Source organism: Erysipelatoclostridium sp. An173 (genome assembly GCF_963931465.1).
In the GTDB taxonomy this organism is placed as follows: domain Bacteria; phylum Bacillota_I; class Bacilli_A; order Erysipelotrichales; family Coprobacillaceae; genus Thomasclavelia; species Thomasclavelia merdavium.
The window spans coordinates 1,460,156-1,476,648 of the sequence record NZ_OZ007017.1; the positions used below are offsets into that span (position 1 = coordinate 1,460,156).

The 16,493-nt window shown below is 29.3% G+C and carries 20 protein-coding genes; all 20 read right to left on the reverse strand.

Translation table 11 applies throughout. The features are described 5' to 3' along the window. Positions 1 to 31: 31 nt before the first annotated feature. The 20 genes from ABGT36_RS07365 to rbfA all read right to left on the reverse strand — a co-directional run bounded on the left by ABGT36_RS07365 (position 32) and on the right by rbfA (position 16,484). Positions 32 to 964, reverse strand: a complete 933-nt coding sequence (locus ABGT36_RS07365) for a site-specific integrase (RefSeq protein ID WP_346677496.1) — start codon at positions 962 to 964, stop codon at positions 32 to 34. Positions 965 to 1,583: 619 nt separating this feature from the next. Further along, on the reverse strand, positions 1,584 to 2,162 hold the full coding sequence (locus ABGT36_RS07370; protein ID WP_346677498.1) for a hypothetical protein: 579 nt from the start codon (positions 2,160 to 2,162) through the stop codon (positions 1,584 to 1,586). 24 nt (positions 2,163 to 2,186) lie between these two features. Beyond that, entirely contained in the window at positions 2,187 to 2,465 is a 279-nt protein-coding gene (locus tag ABGT36_RS07375) for a hypothetical protein (RefSeq protein ID WP_346677499.1), read from the reverse strand. 16 nt (positions 2,466 to 2,481) lie between these two features. Then, positions 2,482 to 2,715 carry a hypothetical protein gene (locus ABGT36_RS07380; protein WP_346677501.1) on the reverse strand — a complete coding sequence of 78 codons (234 nt, stop codon included), beginning with the start codon at positions 2,713 to 2,715 and terminating at the stop codon, positions 2,482 to 2,484. A gap of 12 nt (positions 2,716 to 2,727) precedes the next feature. Beyond that, the gene (locus tag ABGT36_RS07385; RefSeq protein WP_346677503.1) at positions 2,728 to 3,054 is read right to left on the reverse strand and encodes a hypothetical protein; all 327 of its coding nucleotides are present in this window, start codon (positions 3,052 to 3,054) and stop codon (positions 2,728 to 2,730) included. Positions 3,055 to 3,065: 11 nt separating this feature from the next. Next, positions 3,066 to 3,962: a hypothetical protein gene (locus tag ABGT36_RS07390; RefSeq protein ID WP_346677505.1), complete on the reverse strand. Its 897-nt coding sequence runs from the start codon at positions 3,960 to 3,962 to the stop codon at positions 3,066 to 3,068. Between the two features lie 2,150 nt (positions 3,963 to 6,112). Then, complete coding sequence (locus ABGT36_RS07395; RefSeq protein WP_346677507.1) at positions 6,113 to 7,771, reverse strand: hypothetical protein; 1,659 nt, start codon at positions 7,769 to 7,771, stop codon at positions 6,113 to 6,115. 241 nt (positions 7,772 to 8,012) lie between these two features. Then, positions 8,013 to 8,495: a hypothetical protein gene (locus ABGT36_RS07400; protein WP_346677509.1), complete on the reverse strand. Its 483-nt coding sequence runs from the start codon at positions 8,493 to 8,495 to the stop codon at positions 8,013 to 8,015. A gap of 1,119 nt (positions 8,496 to 9,614) precedes the next feature. Continuing rightward, a complete protein-coding gene (gene acpS, locus ABGT36_RS07405; RefSeq protein WP_087298487.1) occupies positions 9,615 to 9,953 on the reverse strand; it encodes a holo-ACP synthase in 339 nt (112 codons plus the stop codon). 2 nt (positions 9,954 to 9,955) lie between these two features. Then, on the reverse strand, positions 9,956 to 10,645 hold the full coding sequence (locus ABGT36_RS07410) for a hypothetical protein (protein WP_087370472.1): 690 nt from the start codon (positions 10,643 to 10,645) through the stop codon (positions 9,956 to 9,958). A gap of 19 nt (positions 10,646 to 10,664) precedes the next feature. Continuing rightward, positions 10,665 to 11,264 (reverse strand): YtpR family tRNA-binding protein, encoded by a 600-nt coding sequence (gene ytpR / locus ABGT36_RS07415; RefSeq protein WP_346677512.1) that lies wholly within the window; start codon positions 11,262 to 11,264, stop codon positions 10,665 to 10,667. A gap of 11 nt (positions 11,265 to 11,275) precedes the next feature. Continuing rightward, positions 11,276 to 11,596, reverse strand: a complete 321-nt coding sequence (locus ABGT36_RS07420; RefSeq protein WP_087298484.1) for a thioredoxin family protein — start codon at positions 11,594 to 11,596, stop codon at positions 11,276 to 11,278. After that, positions 11,589 to 12,242: a tRNA (guanosine(46)-N7)-methyltransferase TrmB gene (gene trmB / locus ABGT36_RS07425; RefSeq protein ID WP_087370475.1), complete on the reverse strand. Its 654-nt coding sequence runs from the start codon at positions 12,240 to 12,242 to the stop codon at positions 11,589 to 11,591. The genes ABGT36_RS07420 and trmB overlap by 8 nt, the downstream gene beginning before the upstream one ends. Positions 12,243 to 12,274: 32 nt before the next feature. After that, positions 12,275 to 12,994 carry a pseudouridine synthase gene (locus ABGT36_RS07430; RefSeq protein ID WP_087298482.1) on the reverse strand — a complete coding sequence of 240 codons (720 nt, stop codon included), beginning with the start codon at positions 12,992 to 12,994 and terminating at the stop codon, positions 12,275 to 12,277. Next, on the reverse strand, positions 12,978 to 13,478 hold the full coding sequence (locus ABGT36_RS07435; RefSeq protein WP_346677514.1) for a membrane lipoprotein lipid attachment site-containing protein: 501 nt from the start codon (positions 13,476 to 13,478) through the stop codon (positions 12,978 to 12,980). The genes ABGT36_RS07430 and ABGT36_RS07435 overlap by 17 nt, the downstream gene beginning before the upstream one ends. An 85-nt stretch (positions 13,479 to 13,563) precedes the next feature. After that, positions 13,564 to 13,713 carry a DUF1540 domain-containing protein gene (locus ABGT36_RS07440; protein ID WP_087298480.1) on the reverse strand — a complete coding sequence of 50 codons (150 nt, stop codon included), beginning with the start codon at positions 13,711 to 13,713 and terminating at the stop codon, positions 13,564 to 13,566. Positions 13,714 to 13,803: 90 nt separating this feature from the next. Further along, the gene (locus ABGT36_RS07445; RefSeq protein ID WP_087298479.1) at positions 13,804 to 13,977 is read right to left on the reverse strand and encodes a sporulation protein Cse60; all 174 of its coding nucleotides are present in this window, start codon (positions 13,975 to 13,977) and stop codon (positions 13,804 to 13,806) included. Between the two features lie 38 nt (positions 13,978 to 14,015). Next, complete coding sequence (locus tag ABGT36_RS07450) at positions 14,016 to 14,894, reverse strand: aldose 1-epimerase family protein (protein WP_087298478.1); 879 nt, start codon at positions 14,892 to 14,894, stop codon at positions 14,016 to 14,018. A gap of 1 nt (position 14,895) precedes the next feature. After that, the gene (gene nagA / locus ABGT36_RS07455) at positions 14,896 to 16,035 is read right to left on the reverse strand and encodes an N-acetylglucosamine-6-phosphate deacetylase (RefSeq protein WP_087370480.1); all 1,140 of its coding nucleotides are present in this window, start codon (positions 16,033 to 16,035) and stop codon (positions 14,896 to 14,898) included. A 92-nt stretch (positions 16,036 to 16,127) separates the two neighbouring features. After that, on the reverse strand, positions 16,128 to 16,484 hold the full coding sequence (gene rbfA / locus ABGT36_RS07460; protein WP_087298476.1) for a 30S ribosome-binding factor RbfA: 357 nt from the start codon (positions 16,482 to 16,484) through the stop codon (positions 16,128 to 16,130). Positions 16,485 to 16,493: the final 9 nt, after the last annotated feature.

Below are 16,493 nucleotides of genomic sequence, written 5' to 3' on the forward strand. Positions count from 1 at the left end.
AAAATCGCAGAATAATCAATTCTGCGACTCATTATTTAGGAATTTTATTAATCTGTTGAGATTTGAACTCTAATGTAGGATGTACATATAAATTCATTGTAGTTGTTATGTTAGCGTGACCCAACAACTCACTTAAAACTTTTAAATCCATATCATACTTAATGCAGTTAGTTGCAAAAGTATGTCTCAAAATGTGAAAATTAATATCAATATCTAATATATTACAAACTTTTTTAAAATTTCTCTGAATATTCCTTGGTTCTGGGATCGTTATACTGTTGGTAAGAATAAAATGCTCTGAAGAGACAGGGTCGCAGGAATTCTTATAATTATAGAGGTATTCTGCTAAAAAATCTGTCATTACCACTATACGTTTTGATGAGACTGTTTTAGGGGGAAAAATTAGTAACTTGGTTTTACTATTGCTATCACTATCAGATTTAAGTCTCTGAACAGTTCTAAGGACTTCTATTGTTTTATTATCAAAGTTTATATTTTCCCACTTTAATCCACAAATTTCGCCAATTCTCATTCCAGAATACATGCTAATATAAACAGCTATCTGTACCGGTCTGTATCCTGATTGACAAAATTCTGCTAATCTGATACGCTCATTATCATTTAGTACATGTATTTCATGTTTATAAGTCTCTATTTTCAAACATGAAAGGTTGATATGTTCAATATTATAATTACGTTCACCATGGTTAATTATTGATTTCAGTACATATATGATAGTCTTTACCGTAGCAGCAGCCAAACCTTTTTCTGATAGCTCTTTTAATAGACTTTTATAATCAGTTATACTCCAGTTTAATAATTCACTTTGTTCTAATAAATCCGATAAATGAACATCAATTATATTTGAATATTTTGCATATGTAGTCTGTTTTACAGATAACTTTTTCAGTTCTAACCATTCATATGTTAAATGTTTAAATGTAATTTCATTATTGTTTGTCATGATACTTATTCTCCTTTTTATATTAATTTTTTGGTGTTAAAACACTCAATCATTATAATAAACTAAGGATAAATGTCTCAATTATGGTAAATTTGTCATTTTTACTTTTTTTTCTAATTTATTTGTGATATATTTGTTGTCGTAGAATTGATTATTCTATGACATATTTTTGTATAAATCCCAAATATATCCACAAAAAATTAACGTTATTTTGTAAAAAAAGTTTTAAAAGATTTTATTATTAATTATGGAATAATCTAAATGACTGTTTCGTTTATATCATCTTTATGATATAGTTAGACAGTCATTTTTTTACAAACAAAAAAGTACTTCAGTAGCTAATTGAAGTACTTTCTAAGGTCAGTGGATCTTTTACTAATGTTTTAAAGATAATTAAGCATTATAATTATTTTAATTTATGATCTACAGGTATTAAATCGTGTATTGTCTTAAGTGTTTATTTTTTAGAAATGATTATTGTGTTAATTTAGTTTTTTTGTGTTTTCAATTTAAAACCTATCATATAAATAATAGAAAGATTTTCACTGACAAAAAATATTTTAACATAATGATTGCGATAATTGAACAAAAAAATCTGAAAAAGTCATAATAAAATAAACTATTTCAAAACAGTTTTACCTGTTAAATGTGCTACAAGTACATGGGCCTGAAACTTGATTTCACTAACTTCTTTAGATTTTAATCCCATGACCTGACAGGCTTCTCGGTGCTTAAGATCGAACACATACAATAAATATAAAACCGTTTTGTATCGTTCATCTATTTTTCCAATGATACTAAGTATCTTGTAAAACTCACTGGCAGGATTCTGTTCGTCTTTGATGATATCTTTCAGGATTTTCTGACCATCCATGCAGACATCTTTTTCAGGTGGAATTATCACACTTCCTGGAGGAATCTTACCAGTTTCCTTGTTTATCATGCTCACCTTTTTTGCTTCGATATATTTAGCATATTTGACACAGACAGTTCTTCCTGCTCGAGAAGATTCCGCTTCATCAATGCATTTAAACGTAGGTGAATTTCTGATTATGTTATAAATCTGTTTGGTTAAGATTTCTTTATCCACCTTGCCATCCTTTGTACTTGTCGATACCAGATCCACATCGTTATCTAATGATAAAATATCAACATCATTTTGCTTTTCCTCAATATTAATTGTAGCCGTATTTTCCATCCCTTTTCTTCCTCCTCATTTTTGTTAGTGCAGAATTCCAGACATGACTTCGATCGTCTCTATCCTGTCACAAAAAGATTCGATAAATCTGTTAAGATCTTCTTTCCTGATCTTGTTGTTTTCAAAGTCATAGAATCGTTTACAGAATTCTCCGTATGAAATATTGTATTGACTCAAGATATTTCGCATATTTTCAGGAATCAGTTCATTAACATAATCGATGTAATGATTTATTTTTGTATTAAAGACATTGTAATTTTCAGTATTTTCGCTCATATCCCTGTATAAACCAAGATCTCTCATTTAATGTCACCTCCAGTTAAGATTTATATTTCTTGATGTCCTCTCTGATAAGCGACTTGATATAGGCTGATTTAGACTCAGCCAATGAATCCAGCCACTCGATGATATCCATATCGTATTTGATATTCAGATACAGATTCAGATTGTGGACATTCTTTTTTCGATACTTGTTTACTTTTCGATTATGCTTCAATCTTTTGATGTAGTCATAATCATTTTCTTCAGGTCTGCGTTTCTTAGCTTCAGCCATCCTCTCACCTCACTACATTTTTGCCTGACCTCGCTTTCTTTTACGGTTCTTGCTGTTATATTTTTCTATCCTGTTCCTGATTTCGTTGTTGATACTTTTTACCGTGTACATGCTTTTCAACCTTCTGCGTAAGATTTCCATCAACAGACCGTAGACAATTACAGCAAGAAACAGCATCCAGACCTTTAAAACCCCGTATTGTGATAAAGCCAGTATAACTATGACCAGTATCAATGGAACCGTCATATACAGCATCATTTCAAAGAAAGCAATCACGCCATATGAGAACTGCTTTCTGCTCTTTTTATACCATTCTGACATATTGTTAAAAAAGTTCATACGCAAGCTCCTCAGTTTGTCCTGTTAAGCTTTTTAGCAAGCATTATGTCATTTATATCACCGAAACACGAGAAGTACATCGGTTCCATCTTGTACAGAAAAGCTTCGCTCGTTAATGGCTGGTTGTAGTAATAACACTTCTTGCCACGCACAGAATATGAATGCTCAATCAGTGACTTATGATCGATAACTTGTGGTATCAGGGTTTTGACCACAAAGTTCAGTACATAGATACCTGATCTTGAAACATCATTTTCAGGTAGTCTGATAAGATCAAAACCGAATTCATCTATATTCCTGTCACCTAACGCAAAGCCCTGTAAAAGCTGTCTGCGGTACATTTCCTGGTGTTCGATATATTCCTCTACCGGGATACAGTTCCAGCACACACGAATATCGATTACGTTTTTAAATGCAGGTGAAAGTTTAAGCTGTTTTGCTATCTTCTTGGCAAACTGATATGAAACTGAAGGATTGCTGTCATATTGCAGCAATACTGAAATTACATCATACTCTTTTGAAAAAGCACTTTTTCTCCAGACATCTGCATAATAGATTTCATCATGACTTTCGTTAAAACCGGTCAACATCGAACCAAAACTGTCACCAGCGAATCCTTTACAGTAATCTGCATAATCTTCATTCAACAGCTTGATAATGACCTTGCCATCAAACCCTTTCAATGAATCAGCTAAAATATCAGCAGGTGTCTTACCATCACCATAGATTGCTTTAAACAGTTCTACATTGAACAGATCTTCATTACCGCCGTTTTCAGCGATTGCAGAGTTATAGTAATCTACCAGATAGATATATTTATCTGGCAAAGGATAATTCCTAATGCTACAGAAAGAATTATTTTTAACAGGCTCTGTATTACCTGTATCGTTGTTCATTAAATCTGACATACACAACACACTCCTTTAGAAATTCAAATTAAGAACCATACATCTAGACTTAGCAGAAGAATTAAATCTAGACAAACTATGTGAATCGAAAAAGTTAGAATACATACATGCAACATAATAGATATTCAAACAACACACACTTATATAGAACTTTGTATATAGAAAGCATTAATAGAATATCTCTATATATATATTTCTTATTCTTTTTTTCTTTTTAAAGCTCAAAGCCTCGATGAGCAAGCCCACCAGTCTTTTCGCTTTCACCTTCGTCTCAACCTCTCGTTCCATGTAGAGGACCAGCTTTGTTTCAATCCTCCTCCCCGCCTTGCTTTTGGGCAGGAAGGGAAAGCCGAGGTGGAGCCGAAGGTAACTCCTTTGTAGCAACAAAACCGAATATTCTGTACATTTTCATATTATTTTTAAAAAAAATCTTAGATTTAAAATTTTAATATAATTACTGATTTTGATGAAAAAAAGTAAAAAAATTTAAAACATAATTTAATATTCACAAATTTTCATCAATTACATTTCTCATAATTGCTATAATTTCAGCAAATTATAATCAGTAATTATACAAATAGAAAATCATACAAAAAGTACACTAAAACTATTGTTATTCGATTCTATTGCTACAAAAGGGTTATATTCTTCAACTCACACCACAGCTTGCCCTCCCGTACCCAAAATCTTTTGGTATAGGTTAGGTTTCTTCGGTATCGCTTCATATCCGTCTTGAAAACTTTTTCTCGTCATCTCGCATCCCTGAACACATGATTACTTCATACAAAAACAATCATACGCACGGATCACCCCTGACCTCACGGTCACTACGACTTCCAGCCACGCCACTTCTGACTTTTACATCACGGCTGCGCTCACCAAATGCATTAACTAGTACCTCATGGAAATTTCAACCACGTTGGTCATTGCTAGTAGATTAGCGTGTATTTGCTTAGCTCTTGGATGCTTAGCTGCGGCTCACGACACCTGTGCAATAGTAATTATATTTTCGAAAATACAGATACTAACGTAGACAGTGTTTATCTTTTATTTACCACTGAATTTGCACGACTTTTATAAACTTGTATTAGTTTTAAATTAGTTTTTGATTAAGATTAATAGTAGATATAGAATTGCATTTACTGTTTTCACATCGAACAATCCCCTGGTGCCAATCAAGGTTACGCACATTTTCTTTAGGAAATCATAAACTTATGTTTACACAACAAACACAACTTTTTATAAGATATTTTTGAATTAATAATTGCGACTGCTACGGTACCATATCTGTTTAAAAGTCCTCTGGAATTCGTCTGGCAATGACAATTTAATCAGAAATATCACGACTTTAAAAATAATTTTAAACGAGAATTTCGTTAGAAAATTCCATTACAATCACAAATATATCATAAATGAAAATGTTGTCAATAGCTCATTGCTGGTTAGGATACTGCCCATATCACATTAATTTTTTTTAGTAAACACATACTCAAAAAAAGTTAAAAAAATTTTATTTTGATACTTATACATCATATTTTGCGCTATTTGCTTTCAAAAAAAATGTATTATAGTGCATTTCAATAAATGAGATATAATTTAAATCTAAAATTTTAATCGAAAAAAATTTTTTTTGAAATTTTTAAAAAATACAGGATTAAACAAACATAGAATTGTCTATTACTTTTAATCAAAAAAAATATTATACAATATATAATCTAACAGCCGAATAATTAAAAAATAAAAAACACATATAGTGCAGATCCATTATCAATGCAATCTGACACCTATATGTGTATATTATGTATTTGCTGCTAATCATTAGCAATTATCTTATCATTAAATTATTTTTATCACCCCACCAGCAATTTAATTAACATTATAGATCGTTAATATACCCCGTTTTATTAAATGTGAAACTAAAATATGTATGAGAATGTATGACAAACAGGATATACAAAAAGCATGAGCTTTCAAAATAATCATCAGAGTTATATTTCGCAAGCTCAGTCAAAATTTTGCTTAATAATCTCATCAACCACCCCTTTACAGTTTTCTAAATTAATGTTAGCAAAAAACGAAAAAGAACCGAATAATTAAAGAAATTAATTAATATGTATGTATATTGTTAATGTCATTATTATGCAGGTTAATTATTCATAAAATACCTTAGCCAGTTTTCCAGCATGCAATAATTTTATTCTAAAATTAAATTCCTTTATCATTTCTAAGATGCACTCAGCCTGTTTTTGGTTAAATAGATAATTTGACTTTATCGCATTTACTAGAACTTTATCGGAAAAACTGTAATAAATTTGATTTAAAGTAATGTTAGATAGAATTTCAAATAGCAGTTTTTCTTTTTCTTCTTCGATATCTTCATATTCGACGAATAATGTTCTGCTGATATCTCTTTCGAAAACATCTGACAACAATTGAGAATGGAAATTTGTATCAAAATTGATAACCATCATTTGAAGTTCGTTTAATTGTTCATTTAAGCTCCTGCAATAATTAATGGCCGAATAAACAAACTCAAAATCTCGACAATCGTTATATACGATAGCAGTTTTATGATCTTTCAATATATCTGCAATCTTATCATAGAATTTCTGATAAGCATTCATTGCAAATTGGTTTTTTACTACAAAATCACCATCTACAAGATATTCATCCAGACTCAGACATGCTTTGAAACCATCATCCATCTTTAATTCTCTTTTTATATTTTCCAGATCCGATTTTATATCTTCATAATTTAAAATTTTAAATTTTAAAACATTCGTATCAGTGACTTGATATTTGCTATATTTTGATTCAATATCATCTTTACAGCAGATCGGATCATTTTCAAAATTTATCACCTGTTTTTTTATTGAAACATCTAGTTTGTCAACCAAATTATAAATATGTTTAGCTTCTTCTTTGTTAAAGATGGTATTATTCTGAACCATAGCAATATACTGATCATCAAATGAACGATCATTTGAAATCTGATCAATCATTATATTGATCATATCCTTTGAAACGATATGTGAGATCTTTTTATCATAATCGTGAAAAAATCCAACTAAACGGCTTTTCTGGATTTCCACAGTCCAGTCATTAAATATATTTATATGAAATAAATAAGTTAAGAATAATGTACTATAATCAGCATCATCTAATATTTCTCTTGCCTTGTTTTCGTATATTTTATCATTTTCTGAGTTAATGATCGTATTTACAAATTTCTGATATTTTATCTCATTATATGTGTAATCCGGATATGAATGTAGCAGTTTATGTATAAAATTTTTAAATTCTTCTAAGTATGTATTTTCCTCACTGGAACAGATAATATCAGAGTTCAATTTAATATTGTCATTTGTCAACATGCTGTTCAGATCACAGTTGAGTCTATCTTTTTCCAGTTTTAATATCAGATTTTGTAATTGTTCATCAATTTCCATTGTTAGATAATAGCTTTTAAACTCAATTTCATCATCATAAAACCGGGTATTTTTTGATTCAAAATATGAATTAAAATATTCCAGATTAATTTTTTGTTCAGCTCTGCATTTGATAAAATCATGCAATTGAATTGTATCATCATCCAAAGATAATGTATCCAAATAATTATTGGACCCCAGTTTTCTTGATATAATATAAGCCGCATTACTTATACAATCATTAAACAACTGCAAAGTCATTTCGTCATACGAAGAAACAAAATCATTAATTTTGACCAGCTGTTCTGGCGAATAGTCTCTCCTCACCTCCCGTATAGAATTTTCTAATCTTTTAATCCCATTGATTATAAGATTATTCATGAAAAATCACTCCTTTTCACAATATTATAGAGTTAGTTGTATACCCTACAAACGCAACTTAGCACATTTAATACAAACACCGAATAGTTGGAGAAACTTTTTGAAAAATTTTATCAGAAATAATGTTCTTACCATTTTTTTCTTAGAGCGCAAAAAAAGGCCGATCTTATACGATCGCCTTTAAATAAGGAGATATCAGCTCAATATGTATTAATTAAATTGTTATGTATGTAATCTTAAATCACTTTCTTTTTTCCAATTCTTTAATTGGCTGATTATGTATATCCTGTATTGATCTTATGCCGTTTTTAAGCAGTTTATCATAGATCCGGTCAAAATGCTTGTTTCTATAATAATCAAGTGCGTTAAACAAATTTGCTGCCAGGCTTTCTTCAGGAGCAATATATACAAGAATATTTTCAACATCGGTCAAATGCTCCATGATAGCTAGAGCAAATCCACCAGACTCCTTATCAAGAATATCATCATGCATTATGTCTCCTTCTTCCTGCATTATAATTGCTATAATATCTTTAATAATAGAATATTCGTAAATTCTTAAAACAGTATTACTATTCTTATCAAGCGAGATCAGCAAAGTGTCATTATCTTTTTTTACTAGTACATCCTGACCATCAACCATTTTAACTATGAATTCATTATCAAGAATATCAAGTGTTGCAATAGCTAGGTTTTTAATTTCATTAACATAATTAAAGCTCATTTTACCTTATTCCTTTCCCTAAATATTTTGATCAAGCTGATATCATAAGGACAAGCACCTGTCATTTTTTTTCTACTTGCATAAACATCAAAGATTGACGTTCGATGATCTTTAACTTTCTGTATAAATTATATAATATATAATGCACACATAAAATGTTTAAAAATCAGTGTATGCAATTTTGTCTTTAAAGGATACTATAAGTCACATCCAGTATATTCTTAAGAGACCTATGGAAAGTATCAGTTCTTATCCTTACAATTGAATTATATTTCATTTTAACATACACACGAATAATTGAAACAAAAATACATGATAAGTACCAATTATATGCTAAAATTCCAGGACCAGATAGAAAAAAAAGATTTCAAAAAAAAGGAGCACTTATAAAAAATCAGCTATCCCGACCTGTCAACGGTCCCTTCTTTTTTGATTTCCTGATAAAACTTAAATATCAGGCTTCTTAAACGGGTACACTGCACACTAGAAGTCCTCTACCTTTTTTTCCTGGCAGTTCACCAAAAAAAGATTCATTTCGAAAAAAAAAGAAACCTGAATATGGTTTCTTAATTTGTGATATCAGTGATTAATTCTTTTTAAAAATCCTATATTTTATGTATGTATGTATTTTTAATAATAATATGTATGTAATAAAGCAAACAAATCAATCAAATTGACCAAGGATTTTAACCCATTAATTAACCCATTTATGACAATTTAACCCATTTTTTTATTCATGATATAGCAAGTTATAACAGCTTATAAAAAGATATTAATTTTCTCAAAACGCAGCTATATCAAGGAAATTAAGCAAAATCAAGGGAATAAGCAGAAATACATTTTTTTATTCGATATAACTGGAATATCTACTAATTTTCCCACTAAAGCAACTGTATTCAACATCTAAACATACCTCCTTCATCACACGATTATAAGCGAGGGAAAATAGTATTTCAACACCCCTAAAATCACCACATTATCACATATTATAAAAATGTAGCATATTTGAAACATTTGAAACCGAATATGTCAAAATAACGACCAGAAATGTCATAATAGTCCTATTTGGTCTTTATAAATTTGGCTAAAAATATTTAAAAAAAATCACCTTAACGGTGATTATTTTTCATCTTCAACAACAACATAAGCAATAGCATAATCTTGATCATGGGAAATTGAGATAAATGTATTAGGAAAATTAATAAAGGGTTTTCCAGCTTCATCATTTAAAATCTCAATATCATGAAATGATACCATCTGATGTTCGATACCATAAGCTTTAAAAAAAGCTTCTTTACCGGCAAAACGCCCTGCTAAGTACTCACATTTATGTTTATCATTTTTTTTATTTAGAAAAACAGCTAATTCGTTTTTAGTTAAAATTCTACTTACTAGTTTTTCATCATTAATATTCAATCGTTTTAAATTTACGATATCACAGCCAATTCCAATAACCATGTTTAATCCTTAAATTTCTTTTCATATAGACTCATCAATTCATCCAATGACATATTATCGTCAATTTCATCAATTAATGAATCTTTATCATTACTATCATTAGATTCAAAATTTAATTTAAATTCACCAGTACGTTCTTCAATTATTTTTAACTGATCTTGTTCTTCTTCAATAATTTTAGCAATATTTCTTAAGTTATCTTCAACAGTAGGTAGTTTTTCAATTTGTTCCACTTTTTCTTCAATAACTTCTTCATCTTTAGTTTCATTAATTGAAGTCAATGTTGCTTGTGATTCGATTGGTTTTTTCTCTTCATAATCACCAAAGAAAGGACTAATAACTGGAACTAACTGATCAGTCTTTTTTCTTTTCGATGGTTTAGCAGTTACTGTTTTAGATGGTTTTTTTTCAATATCTTTTTTAGTCAAACCATTCATTGGTGAAATTACTTCACTCATTTGATAAACCATTTTAGGCTTTTCTTCAACAGTTGCTTTCTTTTCTACTGGTTTTGCTTTTTCTTTTGGTTTAGCTTTAGGAATTACTTCATCCTCTTGATTTTCATCTCTTTGAAATTCCTCATCATAAATTAATGGAGAACTGAATTTTTCTTTACGTCTTTGTTCAACAACAGGATCAACTTCGAAAATATCGTCATCTTCTTCATGTTTTTTAAACAAACCTCTAAACATTAAGAATTCCTCCTTTCAATTAAAAAAACGAATCTCCTACTTGATATTTATCTTCATCAAGAACTAAAATACCACGAACTTGTGGGGCATTTGGTAAATTCAATTCACGAGCTGAACAAAGCATTCCATATGAATCTACCTTTCTTAGCTTTGAAGGTTTAATGATCATACCACTTGGCATAATAGCACCGATTGTTGCCACAACAACTAATTGATTTAGTGCTACATTTGGTGCACCACAAACAATTTGTTTAGTTTCATTTTTCAAATCAACCTGACAGATATGTAAATGGTCAGAATCAGGATGATCTTCAATTTCAACTACTTTTCCAACGATAAATTTTGGATTACGATCAATAGTAACTGTTTGTAGATCGTATTTGCTTAAAATCTGATTAAATTTTTCAATTTGATCATCACTAAAATCTACTAAACCATCGTTTATTTTTCCTAAATGGCTACTTGCATTTAATAAATTGTAACCAATAATATTATTTTTTTGATCTTTTAAAACGACAAGATCATCATGTTTATCATACGAAAAAGTCTTTCCCTCACCTAATCTAGCTAATAAAATATCGCCTACATGTTCTAAATTATAAAATCCATGAAATAACATTTCTACACCTCTTATTTTAAACTATCAATAAATGCTTGTATTTCTTCTTTTGTTTTACGTAATTTACTTACAAAACGACCAATTTCTTGTTGATCATTATATCCAATAAATGATGGAATCCCTAAAATATCTAAATCTTTACACAAGTCAATCAAATTATCACGATTAACTACATAAAACTTAAATTCTGGATTATTATCAACAATTTCACCCATATATGGTTTTATAAACATACAATCAGGGCACCAATCAGCCGTAAACATAAAAATTGTTTTACCAACCCGTACTTTATCAAACTCTTCAATAGTTTTTATTTCTATTAATTTATCCATCTTCTCGATACCTAGCTACCAATTTATAAATTGGTCCTTTCTCACAAAATTTTTTTTCATATTCAGTCATAATATTAGTTTCATTTTCAGGACTATTATGTAAATCTAAGCTTACATATAATAAATCCATTGGATATTGATTTAAAGAAACTAATGAATATTCAAAAAGACCACGATTATCAGTTTTAAACTCAATTTCTCCTTTTGAAACTAATATATCCTGATACACTGAAAGAAATTGTTTCGATGTTAATCTTCTTTTAGCATGTCTATTTTTAGGCCAAGGATCACTGAAATTTAAAAATATATGATCAACTTCACCATTAGCAAAAATATTTTTTAATTCAATTGCATCATAATGAATTAATTTCATATTACTTACTTTAGTTTCCTGTTTATTCACCTTGTTGATTGCAGCAGCAAGAACACTAGGGAACTTTTCAATACCTATAAAATTAATATCAGGATAACGACAAGCATTTTGATAAATAAAATCTCCTTTTCCCATCCCAATTTCGATATAGATCGGATTATCATTACCAAATACCTCGTGCCATTTATTTTTACATTTTTCTGGTTCTATGATTACAAAAGAATCATTTTCTTTCATAATATCATAAGCTTTTGGATTATTTCTTAAACGCATTACAACTCCCCTTTACATATAAAGTAATTCTATCATAAATCATTCATCAAGTCGACTAATTCCATAGGAGATAATTCTCTAAAATCCCCCAATTCCAATGTTCGATCCAATTGTAAATTTTTTATTGAAAGTCTTTTTAAATAGATGACCTTTTTATTACATGCAGCCACCATCTTTTTTATTTGATGAAATTTACCTTCAAATATTTCTATTTTTACATTACATCCTGTTTCAGTTTCTTCTAAAATTTCTAAATTAGCTTCTTTACAGCGATATCCAGTATCTAAAACAATTCCCTGTTTAAATGCTGCAACATCCTCCTGGTCCATTTTACCTTCAATTGAAGCAAAATATACCTTAGAATGATGTCTGCTAGGTGCTAATAATCGATGGGCAAAATCACCATCATTTGTTATTAACAAAAGCCCCTCAGTATCTAAATCTAAACGTCCAACTGGAAACAAATCATAGTTTTCATAACCAAAAATTAAATCTAAAACAGTTGGATGTAAATTATCTTTAGTCGCACAAACATAACCTTGTGGTTTATTCAGCATCAAATATACATAAGGACGATATTCGATTACTTCACCATCAAAAATAATTTCATCTTGCTGGTAATCTACTTTATAATCATCATTTTTTATAATTTTACCATTTACAGTAACAAAACCTTTACGAATATAATTTTTGACCTCTTTTCGAGAACCAATTCCATAACTTGCTAATAATTTATCAAGCCGCATTTCCATATAACATTATATACCTTTCTACTTTTTTAGTATCATTTTCACTTAAATAATATGTTAAATAAACATATACGTTAAATTCTGATTTATTAGTAATTCCCGATAAATTTACTCCTTTATAAATTCCTTTTTCCTTATCAATTACATTAGGTACTAAAGAAAAATTATTTTCCTCTAATACCCCAAGGGTTGGTAAACTACTATTTTCATCATTTTCAACTTTTGCTATTGCTTGTAAATAATACATATTTACATTAGGACTGTCAATAATAACATCATAACGATATTCATTTTGATCAGTTTCGTTAACAACTAATCTAATTGAAAAATCAGTAATTTCAGTTTCAAAATCTTTAGCTTCATTTAACTTTTCTTCATATTTTTGATATTGTTTATAATATTTATCATCTATTTCAACTTCCTTATTTTCATTGCTGCAGCCTGTTAAAATCAACAAACTCATAATAACTAATAATATTTTTTTCATGTAATCACCGCTATCATTATATCATGAATTTTGTATCAATAGTAAACCTTTTAAAGTTTTATAAAAAAATAGGAACTTGACGTTCCTATCTACATTTAAATGTTTTACAAGCAGTTTCTTGTACCTCTCTTGCTTCATTACAATGACAATTGCATACAACGATTTCTTTAGCATTACAACTACAATTATCATTATAAACACAACTATCAACCTGACAACTTACACCTCGTGCCATGAAATCACCTCCATAGATAGTTTTACCGTTTTATTTTAAAACTATACAAATTATTAAACAAAAAAGGCTATCTTTAAATAGCCTTAAAAACTAACTATCCTCATATACAATCAAACAGCTAAAACTATATTCTAACTCATTTGAAAATGTCATTGCCACTTGATAATGCATTGATAATATAATTGGTTTTTTTTCGTTTAGAAAATCATTGATCTCATCTTCTAAATCTAATTCATGTGTCTTTTCAATTATTTTTACCTTCATGTAAAAATAATATTACATAACATTTAAAATAAATGTCATTATTGGTTGATTTCAACTTTAAAAGTACATTCAAATTCATGATTTGGTTCTAATGATACAATGCCTTCTTTATCTTTAAATTCACCATCAAAATCAACATAATCACTATGACCAACCCATGGTTCAATTGCAATTAAACCACCAACATGTTTAGCAGCCCATAATCCTAAATGATTAAATCCTTGCATATGAAATACTATTGATTTATTATGATTCAAAGATTTTAATGATACTGACTCTGATTTAAAATCTTTAAAAACAATAGCATCATTACTAAATAATTGTTGACGGACAAAAAATCTTCTTTCATTTTCAAAAAATGGAATAGTTGTACGTGACATTCCTTTTCTAGCAACATCAATTACTTTTTGTGATAAAGTTTCGTTTTCACTAAATTCTAAATAATAATCATTACTTGATTCATCATCCATAAATGGACAAGCAAATGCTGGATGTCCTCCAATTTGGAAATAAATTATTTTATCATCAATATTAGTAACTTTACAATTGCATACTAATACATTTTTTTCCAATTTATAAGTAACATCTAATTTAAATAAATAAGGATATTGTTTAGCAATTTCTTCATTTGAAGTTAATGTAAATACAACTTCTTCATCACTAATTTGATTAGCAACATACTCATTATGACGTGAAAAACCATGTTGCGTCATTGAATATACTTTACCATCAATACGGCATTCATTATTTTTTAAAGCACCTACTATTGGAAATAAAATCGGAGCACTATTTGCCCATTGAATAGGGTCACGACGCCACATATAGTTAATATGATCTTCTTGACCGACAATTTTAATAATTTCCGCACCTTTATTTGCTAGTGTAACTTCTAAATAATTATTTTTTAAAACAACCATACTAACCTCCTATTTTTATTTTGCCATCAACCATAGCAAAATCAACTCGAATATCATCATCAAACATAATGATATCGGCAGTTTTATTAACAGCAATTTCACCTAAATCAATTAAATTTAAGTTTTTTGCTGGATTATAACTAGCTAGATTAACAGCTTCATAAATAGTTAAATCTAAATTTTTATAAGCATTTTTAACTGCATCATTTAAAGCTAAAATACTACCTGCTAATGTCCCATCTTTTAATCTAGCTGCATTATCTTTAACATATACAGGCTGATTTCCTAATTTATATTGACCATCAGGTAATCCAGAAGCTTCAATTGAATCGGTAATCAACATTACTTTGTCTAAACCTTTTGCTTTTAATAATACTTTTGCAGCTGGGAAACTAACATGAATTCCATCTAAGATCAATTCAGCATATACTTGATCATGACTCATTATTGCTCCAACTACACCTGGATTACGATGTGTTAATGGTGTCATTGCATTATAAGTATGTGTACCAGAAGTAGCGCCAGCATTAATACCAGCTACTGCTTGGTCGTAAGTTGCATCAGTATGACCAATACTAACAGTTACTCCTTCTTTAACTAAATATTCAATTAGAGGTATGCACCCTTCTCTTTCAGGAGCTAAACTTAATTTTTTTACTGCCCAGTCATATTCACCAGTTAAAGCATGATAATTTTCAACAGTAGGTTCAATCATAAATTCTTCTGGTTGAGCTCCTTTATATTTTTTATTGAAAAAAGGCCCTTCCATATGTACCCCTAAAATTTTGCTACCATCTACTTTATCAATATTTTCAGCAACATTTTTAATTGCAGCATAAGTATCTTCAACCGACATTGTCATTGTTGTTGGTAAAATACTAGTAACTCCTGTTTTAATAGAAGCTGTCGTAATTGTATTAATATCATCAAAAGTAGGATACATAGTATCACTACCACCACGACCATGACTATGAACATCAATAAATCCTGGTGAAACATAACGTCCTTTAGCATCAATTACTGTTTCATCTTCAGGCTGACGTTTAGAAATTTCTGTTATTTTACTTCCACTAACAAAAACATTTGCATCAATTACTTGATCTTTTAAAATAACTTTCCCGTTTAAAATACAATATTTCATTATTATAATCCTCCTACATATAAAATATTATACCACAAAAACATCAAGATGAAACAACTATGATAATAAAGAAAAAAGGAATAGCAAAAATGCTATTCCGATTTATCCTGGTGATTTAAATCATTAATAATTTTTTCAATTCTATTTCCATATTCTAAAGATGTATCTAGAACAAATTTTAATTCTGGTACTTTTCTAATTGTTAGTCTTTTTGCAAGCAAAGAACGAATAAATCCCTTAGAACGTTCTAAAGCTTCCATTTTCTTATCATAATTAGTATCATCTTTTCCTAAAAAAGTAACATAAACTTTTGCAATAGACAAATCTTTAGTAGTTTCAACAGCTGTAATAGTACAAAATCCAATTTTTGAATTTTTTACTTCGAACTGAAGGATCTGTGATAACTCACGTTGAATTATCCCATTCATCTTATCTTTTTTTAAGACCATTAAATATCA